General features: G+C 70.5%; 21 protein-coding genes. 9 read left to right on the top strand and 12 right to left on the bottom strand.

Annotation, left to right across the window (positions count from 1 at the left end; translation table 11 throughout):
- Positions 1-95 precede the first annotated feature (95 nt).
- The gene (locus ACFULQ_RS06620; protein WP_383539024.1) at positions 96-2,870 is read left to right on the top strand and encodes a cation-translocating P-type ATPase; all 2,775 of its coding nucleotides are present in this window, start codon (positions 96-98) and stop codon (positions 2,868-2,870) included.
- A 23-nt stretch (positions 2,871-2,893) separates the two neighbouring features.
- Here ACFULQ_RS06620 and ACFULQ_RS06615 read toward each other — a convergent pair whose 3' ends face one another.
- Positions 2,894-3,574 carry a GAP family protein gene (locus tag ACFULQ_RS06615; RefSeq protein ID WP_383539022.1) on the bottom strand — a complete coding sequence of 227 codons (681 nt, stop codon included), beginning with the start codon at positions 3,572-3,574 and terminating at the stop codon, positions 2,894-2,896.
- A gap of 239 nt (positions 3,575-3,813) precedes the next feature.
- Between ACFULQ_RS06615 and ACFULQ_RS06610 the strand changes: the two genes are divergently transcribed.
- On the top strand, positions 3,814-4,779 hold the full coding sequence (locus ACFULQ_RS06610) for a YhjD/YihY/BrkB family envelope integrity protein (RefSeq protein WP_383539020.1): 966 nt from the start codon (positions 3,814-3,816) through the stop codon (positions 4,777-4,779).
- Here the strand turns inward: ACFULQ_RS06610 and ACFULQ_RS06605 are convergent.
- On the bottom strand, positions 4,773-6,062 hold the full coding sequence (locus ACFULQ_RS06605; RefSeq protein WP_383539018.1) for a chloride channel protein: 1,290 nt from the start codon (positions 6,060-6,062) through the stop codon (positions 4,773-4,775). The genes ACFULQ_RS06610 and ACFULQ_RS06605 overlap by 7 nt on opposite strands.
- A gap of 122 nt (positions 6,063-6,184) precedes the next feature.
- Positions 6,185-6,595 carry a hypothetical protein gene (locus ACFULQ_RS06600; RefSeq protein WP_383539015.1) on the bottom strand — a complete coding sequence of 137 codons (411 nt, stop codon included), beginning with the start codon at positions 6,593-6,595 and terminating at the stop codon, positions 6,185-6,187.
- Between the two features lie 296 nt (positions 6,596-6,891).
- On the opposite strand from ACFULQ_RS06600, the gene ACFULQ_RS06595 reads away from it, so the two are divergent.
- Entirely contained in the window at positions 6,892-7,233 is a 342-nt protein-coding gene (locus ACFULQ_RS06595; protein WP_383539012.1) for a carboxymuconolactone decarboxylase family protein, read from the top strand.
- 13 nt (positions 7,234-7,246) lie between these two features.
- On the opposite strand, the gene ACFULQ_RS06590 is transcribed toward ACFULQ_RS06595, so the two are convergent.
- Positions 7,247-8,665 (bottom strand): DUF2252 domain-containing protein, encoded by a 1,419-nt coding sequence (locus ACFULQ_RS06590; protein ID WP_383539009.1) that lies wholly within the window; start codon positions 8,663-8,665, stop codon positions 7,247-7,249.
- A 262-nt stretch (positions 8,666-8,927) separates the two neighbouring features.
- Positions 8,928-10,271: a hypothetical protein gene (locus tag ACFULQ_RS06585; RefSeq protein ID WP_383539007.1), complete on the bottom strand. Its 1,344-nt coding sequence runs from the start codon at positions 10,269-10,271 to the stop codon at positions 8,928-8,930.
- Between the two features lie 204 nt (positions 10,272-10,475).
- Between ACFULQ_RS06585 and ACFULQ_RS06580 the strand changes: the two genes are divergently transcribed.
- Together ACFULQ_RS06580 and ACFULQ_RS06575 are read left to right on the top strand one after the other, a co-directional pair.
- The gene (locus ACFULQ_RS06580) at positions 10,476-10,928 is read left to right on the top strand and encodes a DUF6325 family protein (RefSeq protein WP_383539004.1); all 453 of its coding nucleotides are present in this window, start codon (positions 10,476-10,478) and stop codon (positions 10,926-10,928) included.
- Between the two features lie 36 nt (positions 10,929-10,964).
- Positions 10,965-11,243, top strand: coding sequence for an SHOCT domain-containing protein (locus ACFULQ_RS06575; RefSeq protein ID WP_383539002.1), 279 nt, complete (start codon positions 10,965-10,967; stop codon positions 11,241-11,243).
- A 24-nt stretch (positions 11,244-11,267) separates the two neighbouring features.
- On the opposite strand, the gene ACFULQ_RS06570 is transcribed toward ACFULQ_RS06575, so the two are convergent.
- A complete protein-coding gene (locus ACFULQ_RS06570; protein WP_383538999.1) occupies positions 11,268-12,053 on the bottom strand; it encodes an MHYT domain-containing protein in 786 nt (261 codons plus the stop codon).
- A 349-nt stretch (positions 12,054-12,402) separates the two neighbouring features.
- On the opposite strand from ACFULQ_RS06570, the gene ACFULQ_RS06565 reads away from it, so the two are divergent.
- A complete protein-coding gene (locus ACFULQ_RS06565; protein ID WP_383538997.1) occupies positions 12,403-12,681 on the top strand; it encodes a WhiB family transcriptional regulator in 279 nt (92 codons plus the stop codon).
- 129 nt (positions 12,682-12,810) lie between these two features.
- On the opposite strand, the gene pntB is transcribed toward ACFULQ_RS06565, so the two are convergent.
- The 4 genes from pntB to ACFULQ_RS06545 form a co-directional block, all read right to left on the bottom strand.
- Positions 12,811-14,277 carry a Re/Si-specific NAD(P)(+) transhydrogenase subunit beta gene (pntB, locus tag ACFULQ_RS06560; RefSeq protein ID WP_383538995.1) on the bottom strand — a complete coding sequence of 489 codons (1,467 nt, stop codon included), beginning with the start codon at positions 14,275-14,277 and terminating at the stop codon, positions 12,811-12,813.
- A gap of 6 nt (positions 14,278-14,283) precedes the next feature.
- Entirely contained in the window at positions 14,284-15,840 is a 1,557-nt protein-coding gene (locus ACFULQ_RS06555; RefSeq protein WP_383538993.1) for a Re/Si-specific NAD(P)(+) transhydrogenase subunit alpha, read from the bottom strand.
- 239 nt (positions 15,841-16,079) lie between these two features.
- A complete protein-coding gene (locus ACFULQ_RS06550) occupies positions 16,080-16,469 on the bottom strand; it encodes a hypothetical protein (protein ID WP_383538990.1) in 390 nt (129 codons plus the stop codon).
- Between the two features lie 215 nt (positions 16,470-16,684).
- Positions 16,685-17,008, bottom strand: coding sequence for an MOSC N-terminal beta barrel domain-containing protein (locus ACFULQ_RS06545; protein ID WP_383538987.1), 324 nt, complete (start codon positions 17,006-17,008; stop codon positions 16,685-16,687).
- A 222-nt stretch (positions 17,009-17,230) separates the two neighbouring features.
- Here ACFULQ_RS06545 and ACFULQ_RS06540 point away from each other — a divergent pair, with 222 nt between their 5' ends.
- Together ACFULQ_RS06540 and ACFULQ_RS06535 are read left to right on the top strand one after the other, a co-directional pair.
- Positions 17,231-18,817, top strand: a complete 1,587-nt coding sequence (locus ACFULQ_RS06540) for an amidohydrolase family protein (RefSeq protein WP_383538984.1) — start codon at positions 17,231-17,233, stop codon at positions 18,815-18,817.
- 152 nt (positions 18,818-18,969) lie between these two features.
- Positions 18,970-19,584, top strand: coding sequence for an SMI1/KNR4 family protein (locus ACFULQ_RS06535; RefSeq protein ID WP_383538981.1), 615 nt, complete (start codon positions 18,970-18,972; stop codon positions 19,582-19,584).
- Positions 19,585-19,718: 134 nt separating this feature from the next.
- On the opposite strand, the gene ACFULQ_RS06530 is transcribed toward ACFULQ_RS06535, so the two are convergent.
- The gene (locus ACFULQ_RS06530; RefSeq protein ID WP_383538979.1) at positions 19,719-20,276 is read right to left on the bottom strand and encodes a hypothetical protein; all 558 of its coding nucleotides are present in this window, start codon (positions 20,274-20,276) and stop codon (positions 19,719-19,721) included.
- Positions 20,277-20,389: 113 nt separating this feature from the next.
- On the opposite strand from ACFULQ_RS06530, the gene ACFULQ_RS06525 reads away from it, so the two are divergent.
- Positions 20,390-21,079: a TetR/AcrR family transcriptional regulator gene (locus ACFULQ_RS06525; protein WP_383538977.1), complete on the top strand. Its 690-nt coding sequence runs from the start codon at positions 20,390-20,392 to the stop codon at positions 21,077-21,079.
- An 80-nt stretch (positions 21,080-21,159) separates the two neighbouring features.
- Here ACFULQ_RS06525 and ACFULQ_RS06520 read toward each other — a convergent pair whose 3' ends face one another.
- Positions 21,160-21,390: a tautomerase family protein gene (locus ACFULQ_RS06520; RefSeq protein WP_383538974.1), complete on the bottom strand. Its 231-nt coding sequence runs from the start codon at positions 21,388-21,390 to the stop codon at positions 21,160-21,162.
- Position 21,391: the final 1 nt, after the last annotated feature.

Raw genomic sequence — 21,391 nt, 5'->3', positions numbered from 1 at the left:
GCGGACGCATGGTGCGACGACCCGCCGCCCGGCCGTGAGACCGGCGGACGCACGGTGCGTGGGCAGGCACGCCCGGCCAGGATCGGAGGCAGTCGATGACGGTACAGCCGCAAACCAGAGGCGCACAGCCGCGGCCCGCACAGGACGATTGGTACGCCCGCTCCCCCGCGGAGCTCCTGTCCGCCTTCGACGTCGACCCGGCGGTCGGACTCAGCGCGGCACGGGCCGCCGAGCTGCGGGAGGCGAACGGCCCCAACGCCCTGCCCGAGGAGAGCCGTACGCCGACCTGGATCCGCTTCCTCGGGCAGTACCGCAGCTATATGCAGATCGTCCTGGTGGCCGCGGCGGCCGTCTCCCTGCTCATCCAGGAATGGACGACCGGGATTCTCCTCATCGTCCTGACCTTGTTGAACGCGATCGTGGGGCTGCGCCAGGAAGGCAAGGCCGAGAGCGCGATGAACGCGCTGAAGTCGATGATGAAGACCACGGCGCGGGTCCGCAGGGACGGCACGGAGGCCGAGGTCCCCGCGGAGGAGCTCGTCGTGGGGGACGTCGTACTGATCGCGGCCGGCGACCAGGTGCCGGCCGACGGACGCATCATCGAGGCCAGCGCCCTCCAGATCGACGAGTCGGCGCTCACCGGTGAGAGCGTCCCCGCCGCGAAGGACTCCGGCACCCTGCCCGGAGGCCGGCGGCCGCCGCCCGGTGACCGCACCAACATGGCGTTCATGAACACACCGGTCACCCATGGCAGCGGCCTGGTCGTGGTGACCGGCACGGGCGCCGACACCGAGCTGGGCAGGATCTCCGGAATGCTCTCGGCGACCGAGAAGGAGGTACCGCCGCTGACCCGGGAACTCGACCGGCTCACCCTGTGGATCACGGGGGCGGCAGGGCTCACCATGATCGTGATGTTCGCCCTGGGGCGCAGCCGGGACCAGGCCTGGGACGTCCTGTTCGTCAGCGCGGTCTCCCTGGCCATCGCCGCCATCCCGGAGGCCCTGCCGACCGTCACCCAGGCGATCCTCTCCGTCGGGAGCCTCAACCTGGCGCAGCGGAACGCCATCGTGAAGGAGCTGCCGTCGGTCGAGACCCTCGCGTTCACCTCGGCGATCAACTCGGACAAGACCGGCACCCTGACGATGAACCAGATGACGGCCGTCGAAGTGCTCACCCCCACCGACCGGTACACGGTCTCCGGGACCGGCTACGCGCTGGAGGGCCGCATCCATCACCCCGCGGGGGCCGCCGCGGACATGGAGGACGCCATCCTGCCGTACATCGTGGCAAGTGACGCCAGGCTGGTCGGGGGCGAGGTGGTCGGCGACCCCACCGAGGGCGCGTTGCTGGTCCTGGCGCACAAGGCGGGCCTGGACACCGACGCCACCAGGGAGCGGTTCCCGCGTCTGGCGGTCCTGCCGTTCGACCCGGACTACAAGCTGATGGCGACCTTCAACTCGGCCGTCGACCCCGCCGGCCGTCCGGTCGTCCGGTGTTTCGTCAAAGGCGCGGCACCCGCGGTGATGGCACGTACGGCCGGAGCGCTCGCGGCGGGCCGGACCGTGCCGTGGGACGCCGAGTTGCAGGCTCGCGCCCGGACGGCGACCGAGCGGATGGGCGGCGAGGGCAACCGGGTGATGGCCGCGGCCACCCGCGATCTCGCCCCGGCCGACTTCGACCCCGACGGCGACCTGCTGGGGTACGTCACCGGGCTCCAGCTGACCAGTCTCGTCGCGATGGTCGATCCGCCCCGCCCGGAGTCCACGGCCGCGGTGGCCAACGCGCAGGCGGCGCACATCCGGGTGCGCCTGGTGACCGGCGACGACGTCACCACCGGCGCGGCCATCGCCCGCCAGATCGGCATCCCCGGCGAGGCCGTCCTCGGCGCCGACTTCGCCGCACTGACCCCGGAGGAGCAGCTGGCCCGCATCGACCGCATCGGGGTCGTGGGACGGGTCGCGCCGGAGCACAAGGTGCTGCTCGCCAACACCCTCAAGAAAAAGGGCGAGGTCGTGGCGATGACCGGGGACGGCGTCAACGACGCACCCGCCATCAAGGCAGCCGACATCGGCATCGCGATGGGCAGTGGCACCGACGTGGCGAAGAACGCCGGACGCATGATCCTCTCCGACGACAACTTCTCCACTCTCGTCTACGCCGTGGAACAGGGCCGGGCGATCTACGACAACCTCACCAAGTACATCCGCTTCGTTCTGCTCCTGCTGGTCACCTTCGTGCTGACCTTCCTCGGAGCGACCGTCTTCAACATCGCGGCCGGCGAACCCTTCACCCCGCCGCAGGTGCTGTGGATCCACTTCGTGGTGAACGCCTCCTTCGGCTTCGCGCTCGGTTTCGACCAGGAGAGCCCCGGGCTCATGAGCCGCAGGCCGCGTCCGCGCGGGGAGTCGGTGCTCACCCGGCCCGTCTTGGTCACGGTCGGACTCGCCGGACTGGCGATCACCCTCGCCCTGCTCGGTCTGATCAAGCTCGGGCAGGCGCGCTACGACAGCGTCGCGACCGGCCAGTCGATCGCCTTCACCGCTTTCTCCCTCTGCCTGATCGTGGCGGCCTTCGAGTGCCGCAGCGAGACGGAGTCCGTGCTGACGCCCGCCACCTTCGACAGCAAGCAGATGAACTGGGTGGCCCTGACCCAGCTGGTGCTCTCCGTGCTGGTCACCCAGATGGACGGCTTCCGGCGCCTGCTGGGAACGACCGAGCTCAACGCACGGCAGTTCGGCTGGGCCCTGCTGGCCGCCCTCGCCCTGCTCCTCGCCTGGGAGCTCGGCAAACTGCTGACCCGCCGCTCAAGACACCACACCACGCGAACCGCCACAGACGACCGCACCGCGCTGGCCTCTGACGGTCACTGACCTCGCCGGCGTCGGGCAGCGGCTCAGGACGTCAACTGGGCGATGCTCCTGCTCACCAGGAACAGTCCGGCTACCAGTGCCACGGCCACCAGCGCCTGCTCCTGGTGGGCGGTGATCCAGGTGCGGAGTCTGCCCAGGCGCACTCGGGCCGAGTCCGGAGCGAACGTCGTCCAGACCTCCATCACCAGCAGACTGCTCGTGGCCAGGAGGCAGTATCCGAACAGGGCCAGGTAGGAGGACGCGTGGGACAGATCCGCGCTGACCACCGTCGCCGCCCCGGCTGCCACGAGCCCCCACGGCTGGAGCAGCGGCCCCAGGCCCGCCGCGGTCCACAGGGAGATGTCGTCGAGTCGCGCCATCAGTCCGCCGGAGGACTTGTGCCGTCGGCCCGCAGCGGGGGCGGCCCCCTCACTGTTCCTGCGTCGGGAGCGGTGCCGGTACCAGCCGTATCCGATGAGTCCCACGCCGATGGCGAGCTTGACGGCGGACGACGCGGTGGAGGGCGGGGAGTGCGGAGCCGGCGGTTCGCCGCCCGTGGTCAGCAGTACGGCGGCCAGGACGGCCACGAAGCAGGCGAGCCAGGCGAGGATGAAGACCAGGCCGTTCCAGACTCCCCGGCGCGCCGACAGCACCAGGACGAACGCGGTCACCGACAGAGGGAACACGGTGATCGCGAGACCTATGACCACCAGGTCAAGCACCATCGCGGCCCCCGCGCGACGGCGCGCGTCCGGCGACGGCACGACTCCCGGCCATGCGTTCAGTTTCCCCGCCGGGTCCGCACCGCACAATTCGTCGGCCGCAAAGCCGGTCCGTACAGCCGGGGCTCGACCCGAACTCGGACCCGCCCCCGCGCCCCGTTTCGCGCGAGATTTTGGCCCATCCGGCCCTGTGTCGTACACCTGCCCGGGCCAAGCGGCCGCAGGAGCGGCACCCTGGCAGCATGCAGCCAGGGACAGGAGCCGGAAGAAAGCGCCCGGACCGTCCGTCACGCCGGACAGCACTGCGGGAGCGTGTCGCCTCGACACAGTCCCGGCTGACGGAGCTGCGCGCCCAGGCCGAGAACCGGTTCCCCGTGATCACGCATCTGCTGTCGCACCTGATCTCGGTGAACGTGTTCGACTCCGCGACCCGGCTGGCCGCCCAGACCTTCCTCACGGCCGTACCCCTGCTGTTCGTGGTGGCCTCCATCGCCCCGCAGTGGCTGCGTGACCAGTTCGTCACGTCCCTGCACGAGGCCTTCGGACTGACCGGAAGCTCGAACGCCGAACTGAGCAAGGTCCTCCTGGGCACCGCCGATCCCTCCGACGAGCTGCGGCAGACCACCGGTGTCGTCGGCGCGCTGATGGTGCTCCTGTCGGCCACCGCGTGCAGCCGCGCGATGCAACGGCTGTGCCAGCGCGCGTGGAGCCTGCCCAAGGCGAGCGCGCGGGTGGCCGCCTGGCGCTGGATCGCCTGGATCGCGACATGGCTGGCCATGTTCGCCGTACAGGGAAGCCTGCGCAACGGCTTCGGCCTCGGTCTGTGGCTCGGCGTGCCCCTGCTGCTGATCGCGGAGATCGGCATCTGGTGGTGGACGCAGCACCTGCTGCTGGTCGCGCGCATCCCCTGGCGGCCGCTGCTGCCGGGCGCGCTGCTGACCGGGTCGGCCCTGGCCGTCCTCACCTCCACCGCCTCGCTGTACGTCCCCCGGGCCCTCAACCGCAGCCTGGAGAAGTACGGCTCTCTGGGCGCCGTCTTCACACTGTTGTCCTGGCTCATCACGCTCTGCGTGGTCGCGACCCTGTGCCTCACGGCCGGCGCGGTCATCGCCCGCGAACCCTGGGCCGCCCGCCGCCTGGGCACGCCTGAACCGCCGGGCCCGCCCGTGCACAGCGCGGGACCACCCGGCCGGACAGAGCGTCAGTGAGCCGCGCGATCGGCCGGCTGCTCACCCATCGCGGGAAGGGCCGGGCCCTGCGGCAGCAGTTGGACGAGCACGAAGGATCCGACCGCGGCCAGCACCACCAGCGCCACCGTGTCGACGTTGCCCAGCAGGAGCACGACCAGGACGACGCTGCTCACGGGCAGCCGCAGGGCCGCGGTCACCGAGGCCGCCATCCCCACCGCCATCGCCGGGACCAGGCCCAGACCGGGCAGCGGCGCCAGCAGCACACCGGCCGCCCCACCGAGGAACAGGGCGGGGAAGACGGGACCACCGCGCAGACTGCCCAGACACAGCGCGTACGCCAGGCCCTTGAAGGCAAGCACCGCGATCAGGGCGCCCACCGGCCAGGCGTGCGGATCGTGCGCCAGATCCGAGAGGGTGGATTCGCCCGACAGGGCCGCCTCGGCGGGCGAGCGCCCCGTGGCGACGGCGTAGAGGGTGACGCAGACCGCCGCGGCCAGTGCGCAGAGGGTGGTGTTGCGTACCGTCCGGGCCGCCACGAACCGGGCCGCGAACCGCCCGCCCACGAAGGCCCAGTGGATGAGGAAGGCGAGGGCGGGCGCCAGCACCACCGCCCACAGCACGTCCGCCCAGTCCAGCGGCGGCGGCTTCGGCAGGCCGATGTCCAGGCTCCCCGTCTCGAGACCGGTCCAGTGGACGAAACCGGTGAAGATCAGGTCACCCACCCCGCTGGCCAGCAGTGCCGGCAGCATCACCGCGAACAGTTGCGGACCGCCCACCCCGGCCACCTCGATCAGCAGCACCGCCCCGACGATCGGATTCCCGAAGAGCGCGGAGACGGCGGCCGCCGCCCCGGCCGCGCTCAGCAGCGCGGTGCTCGCCTCGGTCTCGGGAGCCCGGGCCACGCGCGCGAGGAGCAGCGCCAGTCCGCCGCCCATCGCGATCAGCGGTGCCTCGGGCCCCAGCACGGCGCCGAGCGGCAGACCGACCAGCGCGGCGATCAGGACGCCGGGCAGCGCCCGTCTCGTGACGCCACCGGAGTGCAGGCCCCCCGCCGGCACGTGTCCACCCCGGCCCGGAAACCGGGCGGCCACCACACCGACCACCACACCGGCCGGCGTGAGCAGGGGAAGCGCCCACCACCAGGGAGCCTTCTCCCAGCCCAGGTCCTTGGGCCAGTCCGTCCAGATCAGCTGCTCCAGCTGGTGGACCGCCACAAGGAACCAGAAGGCGATCAGTGCCACCGGAACACCGATCAGGCCACAGAACACCAGGGCCCTGCGGTACTCCGGCCGGCCCAGCATGGTTCTCAGCAGGTCGGCTTCCGGCGGCTGACTCCGCGCCCCGGGGCCTTGGCCGCTCCGCGATGTCGTTCCGGCGATGGGTCCTCCCGACTTCGGCGCCACACCAGGGGGCGGTACGTCGCTCAGCGGTCCCTCCGCACGGTGCACAGGCCCCAGATGACGAAGCCGTACATGGCGATCAGGGTGAGTGACCAGACGGGGTAGTACGGGATCGACAGGAAGTTGGCGATGATCGCCAGCCCCGCGATACCGACCCCGACGACCCGGGCCCAGGTGGCGCGCGTGAAGAGACCCGCGCTCACGCACATGGCGATCACTCCGAGGACCAGCTGGATCCAACCCCAGCTGGTCAGGTCGAACTTGAAGACGTAGTTGGGGGTGTTCACGAACACGTCGTCGTTGGCGATCGCCATGATGCCCCGGAAGAGGTCCAGGACACCGGCGATGAACAGCAGGACAGCGGCGAACACTGTCAGTCCGCCGGCAGTCGCCTCGGCGGTTTCCGAGTGGCGGTGCGTCGCGGTCGTGGCCATGGTCGTTCCCTCACTTCCCCGGCGAGAGGCGGCATTCAGCGCCTCACCTGCGAGCATGCGGCGCGATCCGGCGCCGGTGATCACCCGTGGGGGGTGAGGTTCGGGAGCCGGTCGCCCTCGCGCGCGTCGGCAGGGGAGCCGACCCGTGGGTCGCGAGGTCCCTCACCAGCCGACGGGCGCGCCGGTCACCGCTCACCCTTGCCGGGTGAGGCAGGACGGGCCGTCCGGTGGCCAGCGTTGAGGGCAATCGGTCAGGATCCGGAGCACTGCTCCGGTCGCGAGAGAGGACCCGGAGGATGGTCGAGGAAACGAACAGGCCCGACGGCGGCGGCGTGCCCGGCGCGGCGGACACCCCCGTGTTCGACACGCTGGTCGAGATGACGCAGAACGCGTTCGAACGATCCGGACTGCCCCCGGAAACCTACCTGCTGACCCGTATCGCCGCGCTGGTGGCCACGGGCGCCTCCCCCGCCTCGTACCTGCTCAACGTCGCCGCCGCCGACGACATCGGCGTACCCCTGGAGAAGATCCAGGGCACCCTCGTGGCCATCGCCCCCGTCGTCGGCAGCGCCCGCGTGGTCACCGCCGCCCTCGGTATCGGCGAGGCCTTCGGGCTGCCCCTGTTGCCCGACATGTGACGCCGGTGCCTCCTCAGGTGGCCTCCGCCGGCAGCCTTCCGGCGCGGATGGCGTCGACGAGCGCCTGGTGATCCCGTTCGTTCTGGTCGGCGTAGCGCTCGGCGAACGTGACCAGTGCCCGGTCGAAGGAGTCGCTGCCGCCCAGGTACGCGGCGATGGCGATGCGGTCGCCGGACCTGGCGTGGGCGCGGGCCAGTGTCACCCCGCACAGGGCGCCGAACGTCCGCATGCCCTGCGGCACCATGTCCTCGGCCACGGCGACCCACTTCCAGTCCCGCAGCTGCCGTACGTAGAAGTCGCGGCGTCGGCCGTCGAGCCCCTCGACCCGCTCCCAGCCCAGGAAGATGTCACTGGTGGCCTGCATCAGCCGCTGCCCGGACACGACGCGCTCGCCCTGGGTCGGGTACGCGGTGGGCCCGACGTGCGGTGCCAGCACCGACTCGTCGGCCTCCTTCGCCTGGAGGAACAGGGGGTCCTCGTCGTCCCGCCCCAGCAGGAGCACGATCCAGCAGCGGGTGCCGACACTGCCGACCCCGACGACCTTGCGCGCCATGTCGGCCACCCGGTACTGCTCCAGCAGGAACCGCCGGTCCGCTTGCAGGCTCTTGCCGTACCGCTCGATCAACCGGGTGATCTGCTGCTCGAGCCGGCCGCGCCGCTCGTCCGGCAGCAGGTCTTCGAGGCGGGTGATGAGCGGCGGATCGGGGACGATGCGCCGCTTGCCGTCGACGACCGCAGTGAGCTTGTCGAAGACCTGGAGGGTGTCGTGCGAACGCGCCTTGGTCAGGGCCTGCTCCCAGCGGTCCCGGCCCCGCGCGGAGACGTCGTCCCCGAACCGGTCCTCCACCCACTTCTCGTCGAACTGGGCGTACCAGACGGCCAGGTTGCCGATTCCGGCGAAGGCGCGCATGTTCTCGCGGTACGAGCGCACGGTGGCCCGTACGATCGCGGCCCGCTCCTTGGTGCTGAAGCCGTTGGCGCGGCCGGCGATGACGAGACTGGCGGCCAGGCGTTTGACGTCCCACTCCCAGGGGCCCGGCAGTGTCTCGTCGAAGTCGTTGATGTCGAACATGAGGCGGCGCTCGGGTGAGGCCAGCAGCCGGAAGTTCAACATGTGCGCGTCGCCGCACAGTTGGGTCCTGAAGCCCGTCCGGGGCGTCTCCGCGAGATCCGACGCCATGATGGCGGCGGCTCCCCGGTAGAACCGGAACGGAGACTCGGACATCCTCCCGTAGCGGACCGGCACGAGCTCGGGCAGTCGGGTCGCCGACTGCTCCCCGATGATCTCGAGCGGGTCCGGTCGTTTCGGTCCCGGCGCGAACTCGGCGTGGCTGGAGCGCGGGACCGCGGCCCGCGCCGCCTTGCCCAGCGCGGCCCGCTCCTGCGGGGTGCGGTGCCGCAACTCGCGGCCGTCGAGGTGGTTCTCTGTCATGACAGCGGCTCCCGGGGATGGCCGCCTCCGCGCCTACGGGGACGACGGGCCGTCAGTTGTGGGATGTCCGCTCCGAGTCGCCCGCCGGCCGGGTGCCGTGTGGTGGGCCGTGTGGTGGCCGGACCGCGACCGGCGCAGCGGGCCGGCGGTCTCGGAGCGAACTCCGTTCGCGCCGTGCTCGCGGCCCTTGTGCCTGCGGGACGGCTGGTTCACGGGCTTCCGCATTCAACGTATCCCCTGACGCTGCACCCGGCGAGCCGAGTCAGTGCGCGGCGGCGGCCCCGGCGTCCGCGCCGGAGGACGGGGAGGCGGCGTCGTAGTCCAGGAACTCACGGATCGCGAAGGCGACCAGAGTGATCACCGCCGTCCACACCACGACCGCCGTGGTCGGGTAGGTCCAGGTGAACAGGACGATCGCCGCGACCACCAGGATGACCACTCCGATCCAGCGCTTGAAGCGATGGACGAACCGCCCGACCGCCCCGAGCCGAAGGCCCGCCGAGGTCGTCACGTCGCGCAGCGCGCCGATGCTCCTACGGCAGGCGGTACGCGTGACGACGGCGACCCGGGACGGGCCGGCGAAGAAGGCGCCGATCGCGGTGAACAGGGCGACCGCGGCGAGGGCGCGGATACCGGCCCGCAGGAACCTGATCAGGGCGTCGTACACGGATCCCGCGGCGGCCTCGGAGACGCCGGACGGCAGGTGATTGAGGTAGACGTCGCGGAAGACGGTGAGGCCGATGCCGAGGACCAGCATGGCGACGAACACCGCCAGGGCAGCCCCGATCAGCGCGTGCCGGCGGTTGAACGCCACGTAGATCCCCGCGGCCGCGATCAGCAGCGCGATGACGGGCAGCCAGCCTCCGAGGATCTGCAGCACTCTGACATAGGACCTGATCTTGCCGAGATCCTTCGACGCGAACACCACGAAGTTCGTGTGAACGGCCGGGATCTTGGCGGCGGGTGTGAAGCCGGCGGCGACCAACTGGTCCTTGACCTCGGCGACGATCGGGCCCAGGTCGACGACGACCTGGTTGTTCTCCACCTTGACCGTGCCGTCGGCCTCGCCGGTCAGGGCCTTGTCCAGGGCCGCGTGAGCCCGGCGGTTGCCGTTCACCCAGATCGTCTCGAAGGCATTGCTGGTGACCACCCGCTCCACCGTGCCGCTGACCAGCTGTTTGAGCCCGCTCTCGATCGGGCCGTCCAGATTGCCGAGCAGCTTGGCCGCCTGCGGAGGCACGCCCTTCGCCGAGGCCGCGTCCGTGAGCTGTTTGACCAGCGCGTCCACGTCGACCTGGGCGAGTACGGCGGCGGTGATCCGGTTGGTGGCCGCCTTCTGCACGTCCGGGTCGCTCGCCAGCGGGCCGACGGTCTTCACGTACCGGTCCGTGTCCTGGACGATGCTGTTCGCCCACACCGCGACGACGGACAGCATCGCCAGCAGTGCGGCGAGGAGGATCAGCAGGACCGAGCCGAGCGAGCGCCACGGGTGGTGCCGCGCCGCTGGGGGCGGCCCGGCGCTCTCCAGGGCATGGACCCGCTGCCGCAGTTCGGCCAGTTCACCGCGCTCGTCGTCCGAGAGCTGTTCGTCACCGCTAGCGCTCATGGTGCCCAGCACAGACGGCCGCAGTGGAGCGCGCGACCCGGGTGAACCGGGCGGGTGAACGGCGCACCGAGGTGCGAGGGCCACGCTCCGGTGATGCAATTGGGTCAGGCCACTCCGGGGCGACGAGTCAGGGGAGCCCTGGGGCGACAGCGGGGGAAGACAGCAACGCGGGGGACGACAGCCACGAGCACCAGAGGTGACGCCGTGAGCGACGAATTCGAGGCCTTCGAAGACGTGGGCCCCATCGACTATCTGGTCGTCGAGTTCCCCGGTAACCGGATGACGGGCGAGGGCCTGCCCATCCTCGTCGATCTCGTGGACCGCGGACTCATCCGGATCCTGGACCTGGTGTTCGTCAGGAAGGACGACGACGGCTCGGTGACCGGCATGGAGATCGCCGACTTCACCGGCGACGGCCAACTCGACCTCGCCGTCTTCGAGGGAGCCTCGTCAGGACTCCTCGGCAAGGACGACATCGACGAGGCCGCCAAGGCGCTGGAGCCCGGCTGCTCCGCGGGCATCCTGCTCTACGAGAACCGGTGGGCCGCGCCCTTCGCCGCCGCCCTGCGCCGTGGCGGGGCCCGGATGGTCGCCTCCGGACGGATCCCGGTGCCCGCCGTGGTCGCGGCCCTCGAAGCGACCGAGACGGCCGGCTGAGCCCACAACACCGACGGACAGCGAAGGGAAACAGTCATGCCAGGTCTCCTCCGCGGGGTCGCGCGTACCGCCGTCGTCGCCGGAACGGCGACCGCCGTGTCGAACCGTGTGAGCCGCCGACAGCAGGGGCGTTGGGCGGCCCAGCAGGCACCCCAGCCCCCTGCGCCCTCCTACGCCGAACCTCCGGCGGCTCCTGCGGCCCCCGACATGACCACCAAGATCGAACAGCTGAAGCAGCTCGGCGAACTGAAGACCCAGGGCGTGCTCACGGACGCCGAGTTCGAGGAGCAGAAGCGCAGGCTTCTGGAAGCGTGATCGCCGAGAGATCAGCGCGGGCCGCTACTGGCCCGCGAAGGGGGCGTCGGCCAACGCCGGTGTGCCCTCGGCCCAGTTGTCGTCGCCGAGCATCAGGTCGGGGTCGAACATGACGATGGTGGCGGCGACGATGAGCGCGATGACGGGGCCCGCGAGCATGACGAGGAGGAACGACAGCACGCTGGTGGAGGAGGTTCCGGTCACGGAGCCCGTGAGGTGGACGTTCACGGCGGCCATGCCGGTGTAGTGCATGCCGGTGACGGCCAGCCCCATGACCAGGCTGGCGCCCAGGCTGGCCCACAGCGCGTGGATCGAGACCGCGGCCCACAGTGCCGCCGTGGCGGCCACGATGGCGATGGCCACGGAGAGGACGACCACGCCCGTGTCGTAGTGCAGGGTGCCGTTGGTGTGAATGGCGGCCATCCCGAGGTAGTGCATGGCCGCCACCCCCAGCCCGGTGACGGTGCCGGCCGTCGCCAGGGTCGCGGGGGAAGCACCCCGGTAGCCGACGAGGAAGACGCCCCCGGAGACGACCACGATCGCGACCGCGAGACTCAGGAACGTCTCCGTCGGGTCGTATCCGACCAGCGCGCCCTGGACGCTGAAGCCGATCATGGCGATGAAGTGCATGGTCCAGATCCCGCACCCGATCGATATGGCCCCCAGGGCCAGCCACCCGGCCTTGCGCTGCGGGCGCCGGAGCGAGCGCGTCGTGCAGCGCAGTCCCAGACCGGCGCCGAGGCAGGCCATCAGGTAGGCGGCGACCGGAGTCACGGCCCCGTAGTAGAAGTTGGAAATGTTCGCGCTCACGCAAGGGCCCTTTCATGTGCGGCGGCGGGAGACGGCGCCCCCTCAGCCACAGGCAGCGCGAATCCACTCGGTCGGTTCGAGCCACCCAGCCGAGTCGTACAAGATTCAATCACGAAGTCCACACAATTCCCACACAATCACGTGGACATCTGCTGAATCGATACTTCACCCCTCTTCACCGCAAAAGGACTCGACGGATGCACGCGAACCGCGATAAGCCGCAATGTCGTAAAAGTCTGCTATGGCCTTTTGGCGACCGGGCTGCCTAAGATGCTGTGCACCTCTGCCGGGACCGTGGCTCTCACGCCGCGCTCACACCTGTGCCCTTGTCGGACCGCGGAGGTGCGGTATGGCTCGAACACCCTCGATCGAGGACCCTCGCTCTGCCTGGCGCGTCCGGGCTCTGTGCGTGGGCGAGGATCCCGAACTGTTCTTTCCCCTGGCCGAGACCGACCGGGCGACGGCGCGTGCCCGGGCGGTGTGCCGCCGGTGCCCGGTGCTGGTCGACTGCCGTGACTGGGCCGTCCGTCACGGAGAGGCGGACGGGGTCTGGGGTGACACCACCGCGAGCCAGCGCCGGGCGATCCGCGGCGCCCGCTTCGGTGCTCGCCCGTCCGGATCAGCCTGAGCACGGTGGCGGGCGTGAGGTGCGGGCGCCGGTACGGGAGGTTCAGCAACGGCCGGTCCCGAAGCACCGGGCCCACCCCGGCCGACTGCCCGCACCTCCACGCTCCGGCGCACGCGAACGGACGACCCGTCAGCGACTGGGCACCGTCGACTGCTGCGCCGCCGGTGCCGCGTCGCGTCGGCTGTCGGCGCCCAGGGCGTGCAGGATCCCTTCCACGCTCTGCTTGGCGTCGCCGAACAGCATGCTGCTGTTCTCCCGGAAGAACAGGGGGTTCTGCACTCCGGCATAACCGGAGGCCATGGACCGCTTGAAGACGACGACCTGCTCCGCTTCCCAGACCCGCAGCACCGGCATCCCGGCGATCGGGCTCGCCGGATCCTCGGTGGCGGCCGGGTTGACGGTGTCGTTCGCGCCGATGACCAGGACGACCGAGGTGCCGTCGAAGTCGTCGTTGATCTCGTCCATCTCCAGGACGATGTCGTACGGCACCTTCGCCTCGGCCAGCAGCACGTTCATGTGACCGGGCAGCCGCCCGGCGACGGGGTGGACGCCGAAACGGACCTCGACGCCCCGCCCGCGCAACTGCCGGGTCAGCTCCGCCACCGGGTGCTGGGCCTGCGCGACCGCCATGCCGTAACCGGGGGCGATGATCACCGAGCGGGCCTGGGCGAGCATCTCGGCCACCTCCGCCGCCCGCACCTCACGGTGCTCCCCCTGCTCCTCCTCGCCTCCGGACGGGGCCTCGATGCCGAAGCCACCCGCGATGACCGAGAGGAAGGACCGGTTCATCGCCTTGCACATGATGTACGACAGGTAGGCACCGGAGGAGCCGACCAGCGCGCCGGTGACGATGAGCAGGTTGTTGTCGAGCAGGAAGCCGGCCGCGGCCGCCGCCCAGCCCGAGTAGCTGTTCAGCATGGAGACGACGACGGGCATGTCGCCGCCGCCGATGGAGGCGACCAGGTGCCAGCCGAGCGCCATGGCCAGTGCCGTCACCGCGATCATCAGCGGCAGGCTGGGACTGAGCGTGAACCACACGGTCAGCGCGACGAACGCCACGAGCGCCCCGATGTTCAGGGCGTTCTTGCCCGGCAGCATCAGCGGCCGGGAGTTGATGCGCGCCGACAGCTTCAGGAACGCGACGATCGAGCCGGTGAAGGTGACCGCGCCGATGAAGATGCCGATGAACACCTCGGCGTGGTGGATGCCCAGCAGGTCGGCGGCGATCCGGTCCTGCGCCGCGCCGTGGGACTCCACCTCCAGGTAGCTGTTCCAGCCCACCAGCACGGCGGCCAGGCCGACGAAGCTGTGCAGGACGGCGATGAGTTCGGGCATCTGCGTCATCTCGACGCGCCGGGCCCGCCACAGGCCCAGCGCCGCGCCGAGCGCCATCGCCAGCACGATCAGCGCGACCGCTCCGGCGCTGATGCTCCGCGACGCGACCACCACGGTGGCCACCAGGGCGAGGCCCATGCCGGCGATGCCGTAGACGACGCCGGCGCGGGAGGTGCGGTGCTGGGACAGACCGGCCAGGCTGAGGATGAACAGCAGGGCGGCGACCAGGTCGGCCGCGTGGGAGGCGGTCAGGGAGGTCATCTCGGCTCAGCCTTTCGAGAACATGGACAGCATGCGGCGGGTGACGGCGAAACCTCCGAAGATGTTGACGCTCGTCAGCAGGATCGCCACGAAGGACAGCGTGGTGACGAGCCGGCTCTCGTGCCCGATCTGGAGCAGGGCGCCGATCACGACGATCCCGGAGATCGCGTTGGTCACCGACATCAGCGGGGTGTGCAACGCGTGGTGCACCTTGCCGATGACGTAGTAGCCGATCACCACCGCCAGCGCGAACACGGTGAAGTTGCCGGCGAGTTGGGCCGGCGCGAAGGCCACCAGCAGGAACATCGCGAGCATCCCGAGCCCGATCAGGCCGAAGCGCCGGGCGGGCGTCAGCCCCGTTCGGGTCGGTGCTGGCGCCTCGGGTGCGGCCGCGGGCTGCGCGGCAGGGGCGGCCGAGACCGCGACGGGGGGCGGCGGCCAGGTGACGTCACCGTCCCGCACCACGGTCACCGCCCGCTGCACGACGTCGTCGAAGTCGATCGTCAGCTGCCCGTCCTTGCCGGGCGTCAGCAGTTTCAGCAGGTTGACCAGGTTCGTGCCGAACAGCTGCGAGGCCTGGGCCGGAAGCCGGGAGGCCAGGTCGGTGTAGCCGATGAGGGTCACGCCGTTGTCGGTCACCACGATCCGGCCCGGCACGGTGCCCTCGACGTTGCCGCCCATCGCGGCGGCCATGTCGACGATGACGCTCCCCGGCTTCATCGCGGCCACGTCCTCGGCCGTCAGCAGGCGCGGCGCGGGCCGCCCGGGGATCAGCGCGGTGGTGATGACGATGTCCACGTCCCGCGCCTGCTCGTGGTAGAGCTCGGCGGCGGCACGGTCGTAGTCGGCGGAGGTCGCCTTGGCGTAGCCGTCGGTGCTCGCCTCCTGGGCGGCATTCACCGGCAGGTACTCGCCGCCCAGCGACTTCACCTGGTCCGCGACCTCCGGGCGGGGGTCGGTGGCACGCACGATCGCCCCGAGGCTGGAGGCAGCCCCGATCGCCGCGAGACCGGCCACGCCCGCGCCGGCCACCAGCACCTTCGCCGGCGGCACCTTGCCCGCCGCGGTGACCTGACCGGTGAAGAACCGTCCGAAGACGTGCGCGGCCTCGATGACCGCGCGGTATCCGGCGATGTTCGCCATCGAGGACAGTACGTCCATCGACTGGGCCCGCGAGATGCGCGGCACCGCGTCGAGCGCCAGGGCCGTCACCCCGGCGTCGGCGAGTGCCTGGAGCAACTCGGGCTTCTGCGCCGGGGCCAGCAGGGCGACCACGACGGCACCCCTGCGCAACCGGCGGATCTCGGCCTCGGTGGGGGCGTTCACCTTCAGCACGATGTCCGCGTCCCAGGCCTCGGCGATCCCCACGCCGACGTCGGCGTACGCCTGGTCGTCGAAGCCGGAGGCCTCGCCGGCTCCGGACTCTACGACGACCTCGTAGCCGAGGTTCAGCAGCAGCCGTGCCGTCGCCGGGGTCGCCGCGACCCGTGTCTCTCCGGAGGCGGACTCGGCCACGACGCCGACGCGGCGAGGGGGGTGGTGTGCGGGTTCTTGACCAGACATGTCCTGTATCTCTCGTCAAAGGAGGTGCGAAAGGGAGACCTGCGCCTCGGGGTTACGTCGTCCTGCCCCGTGATCGCGGGCGCCTAACCCGGCGATCGTGTACGAGCGCTCACGACGGACGAGTGATGCGCTTCACCTTGCGCCACGGCCCTCTCGTGCACCGCCGCGGCGCCCACCCCAGTGGCTCTCCGGCCGTGACCTGCCTCGCCCGCGCCCTGTTCCAGGGGATGCCCAGGCGGTCAGGCGCCGGGGTCGACCTCGGGGTGGGTGAAGCGCACGGGCCTGCCCAGCGACCGGGCGTAGGCGATCTCGGCTCGGGTGCTGTCTCCGATGTAGTTCCCGACCACGAGCACCTCGTCGGCGAGCCGGATCTTCGCTCGGTGCAGTTCGTCGAGTCGGGCCTTCAGCTCCCCGGCCTCGACAGGATCGGACCAGAGTGCGTGCGGCGACTTCATGTCACAACCCGGCTTGACAACGATCCGTCCGGCTGTGGTCTCCCGCAGATCGGCCTCGGCCATCTCGGTCATGAAACGGGTGGAGCCGCAGATCACGACGATACGCGGGAGGTTCAGCTGTTTCTTCGCATCGGCGAGCTGCGCCTCGGGGGTGAGCGGTTGCCAGTCTGACACGTGTTCCTCCTGGTGGTGTGGCCCAAGCACGCCGTAGGCCCCGGCGTCCCTCCGCGGGACAGCGCTGTTGAGCCTCGTTCGTCATGACGCAGCGCTCACTGGATCGCACGAACTGAACGCACACCGCATCGCCTGTCCGCGCCTTGTTCCCCAACCACGTGTCCTCCACGAACGGTGGCGTGACAGGCAACTGGTGAAACTGCGCGATCGCCCCCTCACGAGCCAGCGCGCGTCCTCACGACCGAGGTAGCGACGAAGAAAGGCGGTCGGATCCGGTACCAACTCGCCCCGGGCTCCGAGGAGTTCCGCGCACCGACCTGGTCCACGTAGCGGGAACGCAGCTGCAACAGGCCCGGCATCCTGCGAAAGCGGCGGGTGTTCTTCCCCGAGCCGAACTTGCCCTGCGCGTCACGCACCGCGAAGAGACGGTCGCCGACAAGCCCCCTGAACTCAACCTCCGCGCGGTCGAGCAACTCGCCGCCTGTCGACTTGATCGGGTACCGCCAGATCCTTTCGATCACGCCCGCTTCGATCATCATCCGGATGAGGCTACAAGGGCGAAGGCGTACTCACTTTCGCTTGACGCCCCTCAAGGGCAGGCGCTTCGGGCGACCGGGGCGGCTCGTCGACCTCTCCTGGTGGTCCCAGCAACACCCCCGTACCCGCCGTCTGGCCCCACTGTCCTACGGCTTCGCATCCGCCAGAGTCGTGACGGGCGCCGGACAACAACCGCCCCGTCCACCGCCAGGAGGGAAACCAGCATGTCCGAGGCAACAGAGGGACCACGTCGCGGCACGGCACGGCGCGGCTTCCTTGGTGGGGCCGCAGCCATCACGGGGGCGGCATTGACCGGCACGGTGACCGCCGGCACCGCGGATGCGGCAGCGGCGAGGACCGCGCGCAGCGTCGACACCGAACCGTTGGCGCTCACCCATGTCACCGTGATCGACGGATCGGGAGCACCTGCGGCCCCTGACATGACGGTCGTCGTGGAGGGCGGCCGCATCACCCAACTCGCCCCGAGCGCACGCATCCGGCTGCACCCGGGCACCCGCACGGTCGACCTGACCGGCAAGTACCTGATCCCGGGGCTGATCGAGGCGCACACCCACAGTGACGGTCCGGAGACGGTGGTCCCGGCGCTGTACGCCCTCGCCGGCGTCACCACGGTCCGGGAGATGCGGGGCCAACCCGTCCACCACGAGTGGCGGGAGAAGATCCGCAGGGGCGCACTGCTCGGCCCCCGCTGGGTGATCGGCAGCCCCATCGTCGACGGCAGCCCCTCACTGTGGGCGGCCGACGTGGGACCCACCATCGAGGTGAGCGACGCGGCCGAGGCCCGGCGAGCCGTACGGCGGGTCAGGCGCGAGGGCGCGGACTTCGTCAAGGTCTACTCCCGCCTGTCCCGCGAGGCGTACTTCGCCATCGTGGACGAGGCCCGGCGCCAGGGCATCCCCCATCTCGGCCACTGCCCCGACACGCTGCCGATCGCGGAGGCCAGCGCCACCGGCCACCGCAGCATCGAGCACCTGCACGCGCTGCTGCTGGCGACCTCACGGCACGAGAAGGAGATACGGCGTCGGCTGGCCGCCGTACGGATCGACCCGCGCGACCCCAGCAGTCTGTCCCGCTATCACAGTTGGTTCCAGCAGGTGCATCCGCTCGAATGGCGGGCGGTGCGCGGCTACGACCCGGACCGGGCGAAGGCCCTCTTCCGGCGTCTGGCGGCCGACGGGACCGCCGTCGTCCCCACGCTCAGCGTGCACCGCACGCTGGAGCTGCCCGAAGACGTCCCCTCCGGCTCGGAGGAATGGAAGTACCTCCCCGCCTGGCAGGTGGCCGGTTGGCCGGACCAGCTGGCGGCCCTGACGGGCGGGCGCACCCCCGAGCAGGAGCGACAGATCCGGCGGATCTTCGCGCACCGGCTGAGGCTGGTCGCTGAACTGCACCATGCGGGTGTACGGCTGGCGGCGGGCACCGACACCGGGACGGGATACCTCGTCCCGGGCTTCGCCCTCCACGACGAACTGGCGCTGCTCGTGGCAGCCGGCCTCACGCCCGCCCAGGTCCTGCGCGCAGCCACCCAGGACGCGGCCCGCACCCTCTCCCTGCCGTCCGTCGGCACCGTGGCCCGCGGACAGGCCGCCGATCTCCTCGTCCTCGACGCCGACCCGTTGCGCGACATCCGCAACACCCGGAGCATCCACGGTGTCGTGGTCGACGGCAGGTGGATCCCGCCGGAGGAACGCCGTCGACTGCTCGCGGCGGTCGAGCAAGCCGCCGCACAGACCCCGCCGCCCGAGGAGGGGGCGGCCATGACGGGCTGCGGGTGCGGCGGACACCTCTGACAGCCCCACGGCGACCTGCCGTCAGGTCAACTGCCCTTCGCTGCACCATCTTTGAGAGCAACTCCGGCGCATCCGTGTTCCTGGCACAGCCGTTGTCAGTGCCGCCTTTTAGACTCGCGCCGATGTGACCGAAGGGACGGGAGCAGCTTTCCATGGAAGATCCGACAGGAATGGCAGCGTTGCGGCAGGTTCTGCCTCCGGACCTCGGGGTGGACGAACACATCAACTGGCAGGCGGCCGAAGCACGATGGCGTACCAGGTTCCCGCGCGACTACATGGCCTTCCTGTCTGTGTACGGTGTCGGCTCGATCGGCTCTCAGAACGCGATCGGCGAAATCGGCATCCTCGCCCCGCTTCCCACGGAGTCCGCCCTGTGGCCCCACGGTGACCTGGAGGAGGAGACGGAGAATGCCCGCCTCGCCTGGGAGATGGAGGGTCAGGACCAGGAAGAGCTCGACATCGACCCGGAGCACATCCTCGCCTGGGGTTACACCTCCCACGCGGACATCCTGTGCTGGCTGACCACCGACCCGGACCCTGACCAGTGGCCCGTCCTGCTCTTCGACCGTCAGCAGCTTCTCGTGCCCTGCACGGTGATCCCCTGCGGAATGGCCGGCTTCCTGCGCATGGTGCTGCTGCGGGCGTTGGACGCGTACAGCATGGAGTTCGATCCCGTACCGCGCTTCGTGCACTGGCGTGAGGCGGAAAGGCGCGGCACGGACTCGTCGAAGCTCTATGCTCCCGGCCCGGAGACACGCCCTCGTTGACGTCGTCCCGAAGCCGGCGTGTACGGCTGCGGACATCAGGCCGCGACGGCCTGCCGGAGGACGGGGACCCTGCCGCTCGCGGGTTCCCCGTCGCTGCGTGTCGCGTGTGTTGTCGTGATTTTCGAGCGCCGCGGTCAACGCCTCGAAGCAGAGCGGGGCAGGCGAATCGCCGAGACCAGGAAGAAGATCCCCCCGAGCGTGGCGTAGCCGGCAAGGCTGGTCAGTGTGGGGGCGTCCTGTGAGGCGCTCCGGATGAAGCCGGCGCCCGCCAGCACGGAGATCCCGCCGCTGAGGATCATGGCCCACTGGCCGCCCATCGGTCGGCGTGCGACGCCCACGAGGAGCTGGACCAGGCCGGAGACGACCGCCCACGCACCCCAGACGCGCAGTACGTCGGCGACGCCCGAGGCGCTGGCGACGGCAACGCCGATGGCGGCGAGCGCGCTGACGGCCATGTTGACGTACAGGCTCTTGACCGGCCCCTCGGCCCGTGCCGACCTGGCGTCGACAACAGCCGCGGCCACGTCGAAGGCGGGATAGACGAACAGCAGCAGCTTGGCCCCGACGGTGAGGTCCGAGCCGACCACCACCAGAAGCAGCGCCCACGCGACGGCGAAGACGAAACGGATGACGTACAGCCGACGCAGGGCGGGCGCGGAGCCGACCTGCTCGGCGGAGGCGACGGATGCCATGGGTACTCCCGAGGATGCGAGGTGAGGTAGAGAGAACGACCTTTCTTGTCCGCAGCCTCGCACACACGGCTCTCGAAGACAAGAAAGAGCGTTCTACCCGCTACGATGGAGGCATGGCACCCACGCAGACCGGAACAGGCACCGGCAGGAAAGTCTCCGAGGCCCGGGAGCGGCTCCTCAGGACCGCCGGGCAGCTCTTCTACGCGGAGGGCATCCACACCGTGGGGGTCGACCGCCTGGTCGCCGAGTCGAAGGTCACCAACGCCACCTTCTACCGACATTTCCGCAGCAAAGAAGAGCTCGCCGTCGCCTACATCGCGGGCGTCGACCAGGCGATCCAAGCGCAGATCGACTCCCTGAAGGCCGCGCAGCTGCCGCCCGACGGCATCCTGCGGGGTATCGGAGCGTCCCTGGTCGAGCAGATCCGCTCACCCGGATACCGCGGATGCGCGTTCCTCAACGCCGCGGCCGAGTTCCCCGATCCCGACCATCCCGTCCACCGCGCCGTCGTACGGCACCGCGCCTGGTTCCTGCAGACGATCACCGAACTGTTCGCCGAGATCACGGAGGCGCAGGCCGAACACGCCGGCCAGCACTTCGTCATGCTCCGCGACGGCGCGATGAGCGCGGGCTACCTCGGCGACCCCGTCCTGGCCGGGGAGACCCTCCTGCGTGGCATCGACGGCCTCCTGCGCATCCACGCCACTCGCGGCCAGGAGCCGCACGCCTCTTCCGCACCCGACCCGGCCCCCTCCCCCGCCGCACCCATCTCCGACATCGCCTGTTCGCCGCCCAGCGCGTGACCCCGCCATCGGGACCGGCGGAGGGCCCAGCCCGGTCTGGTCAGCGGACGCGCCGTGACCGGGTGGGCCCGAGGGTGCGGTCAGGCGCCGCTGGTCTCGGTCGGTGTCGCCTCACCGAGCATGGCCAGGGTCAGCACGTTGCCGGAGATACCCCAGCCTCCGTCGGCGACCTCCTCGACCAGAACCATGGTGTTGTTCCGAGCGCGCTCGCCGTAGATCTCGACGTACAGCTCGGTGGTGCGGGTGACGATCTCCTCCTTCTGCTTCGGGGTGAGGGTCTTCTCGGGGACCTTGAAGTTGGCGAAAGGCATG

This window comes from Streptomyces sp. NPDC057253 (assembly GCF_042669125.1).
Taxonomy (GTDB): domain Bacteria; phylum Actinomycetota; class Actinomycetes; order Streptomycetales; family Streptomycetaceae; genus Streptomyces.
The sequence above is the reverse complement of the archived record's forward strand: the minus strand, read 5'-3'. Positions and strand labels throughout refer to the sequence as shown.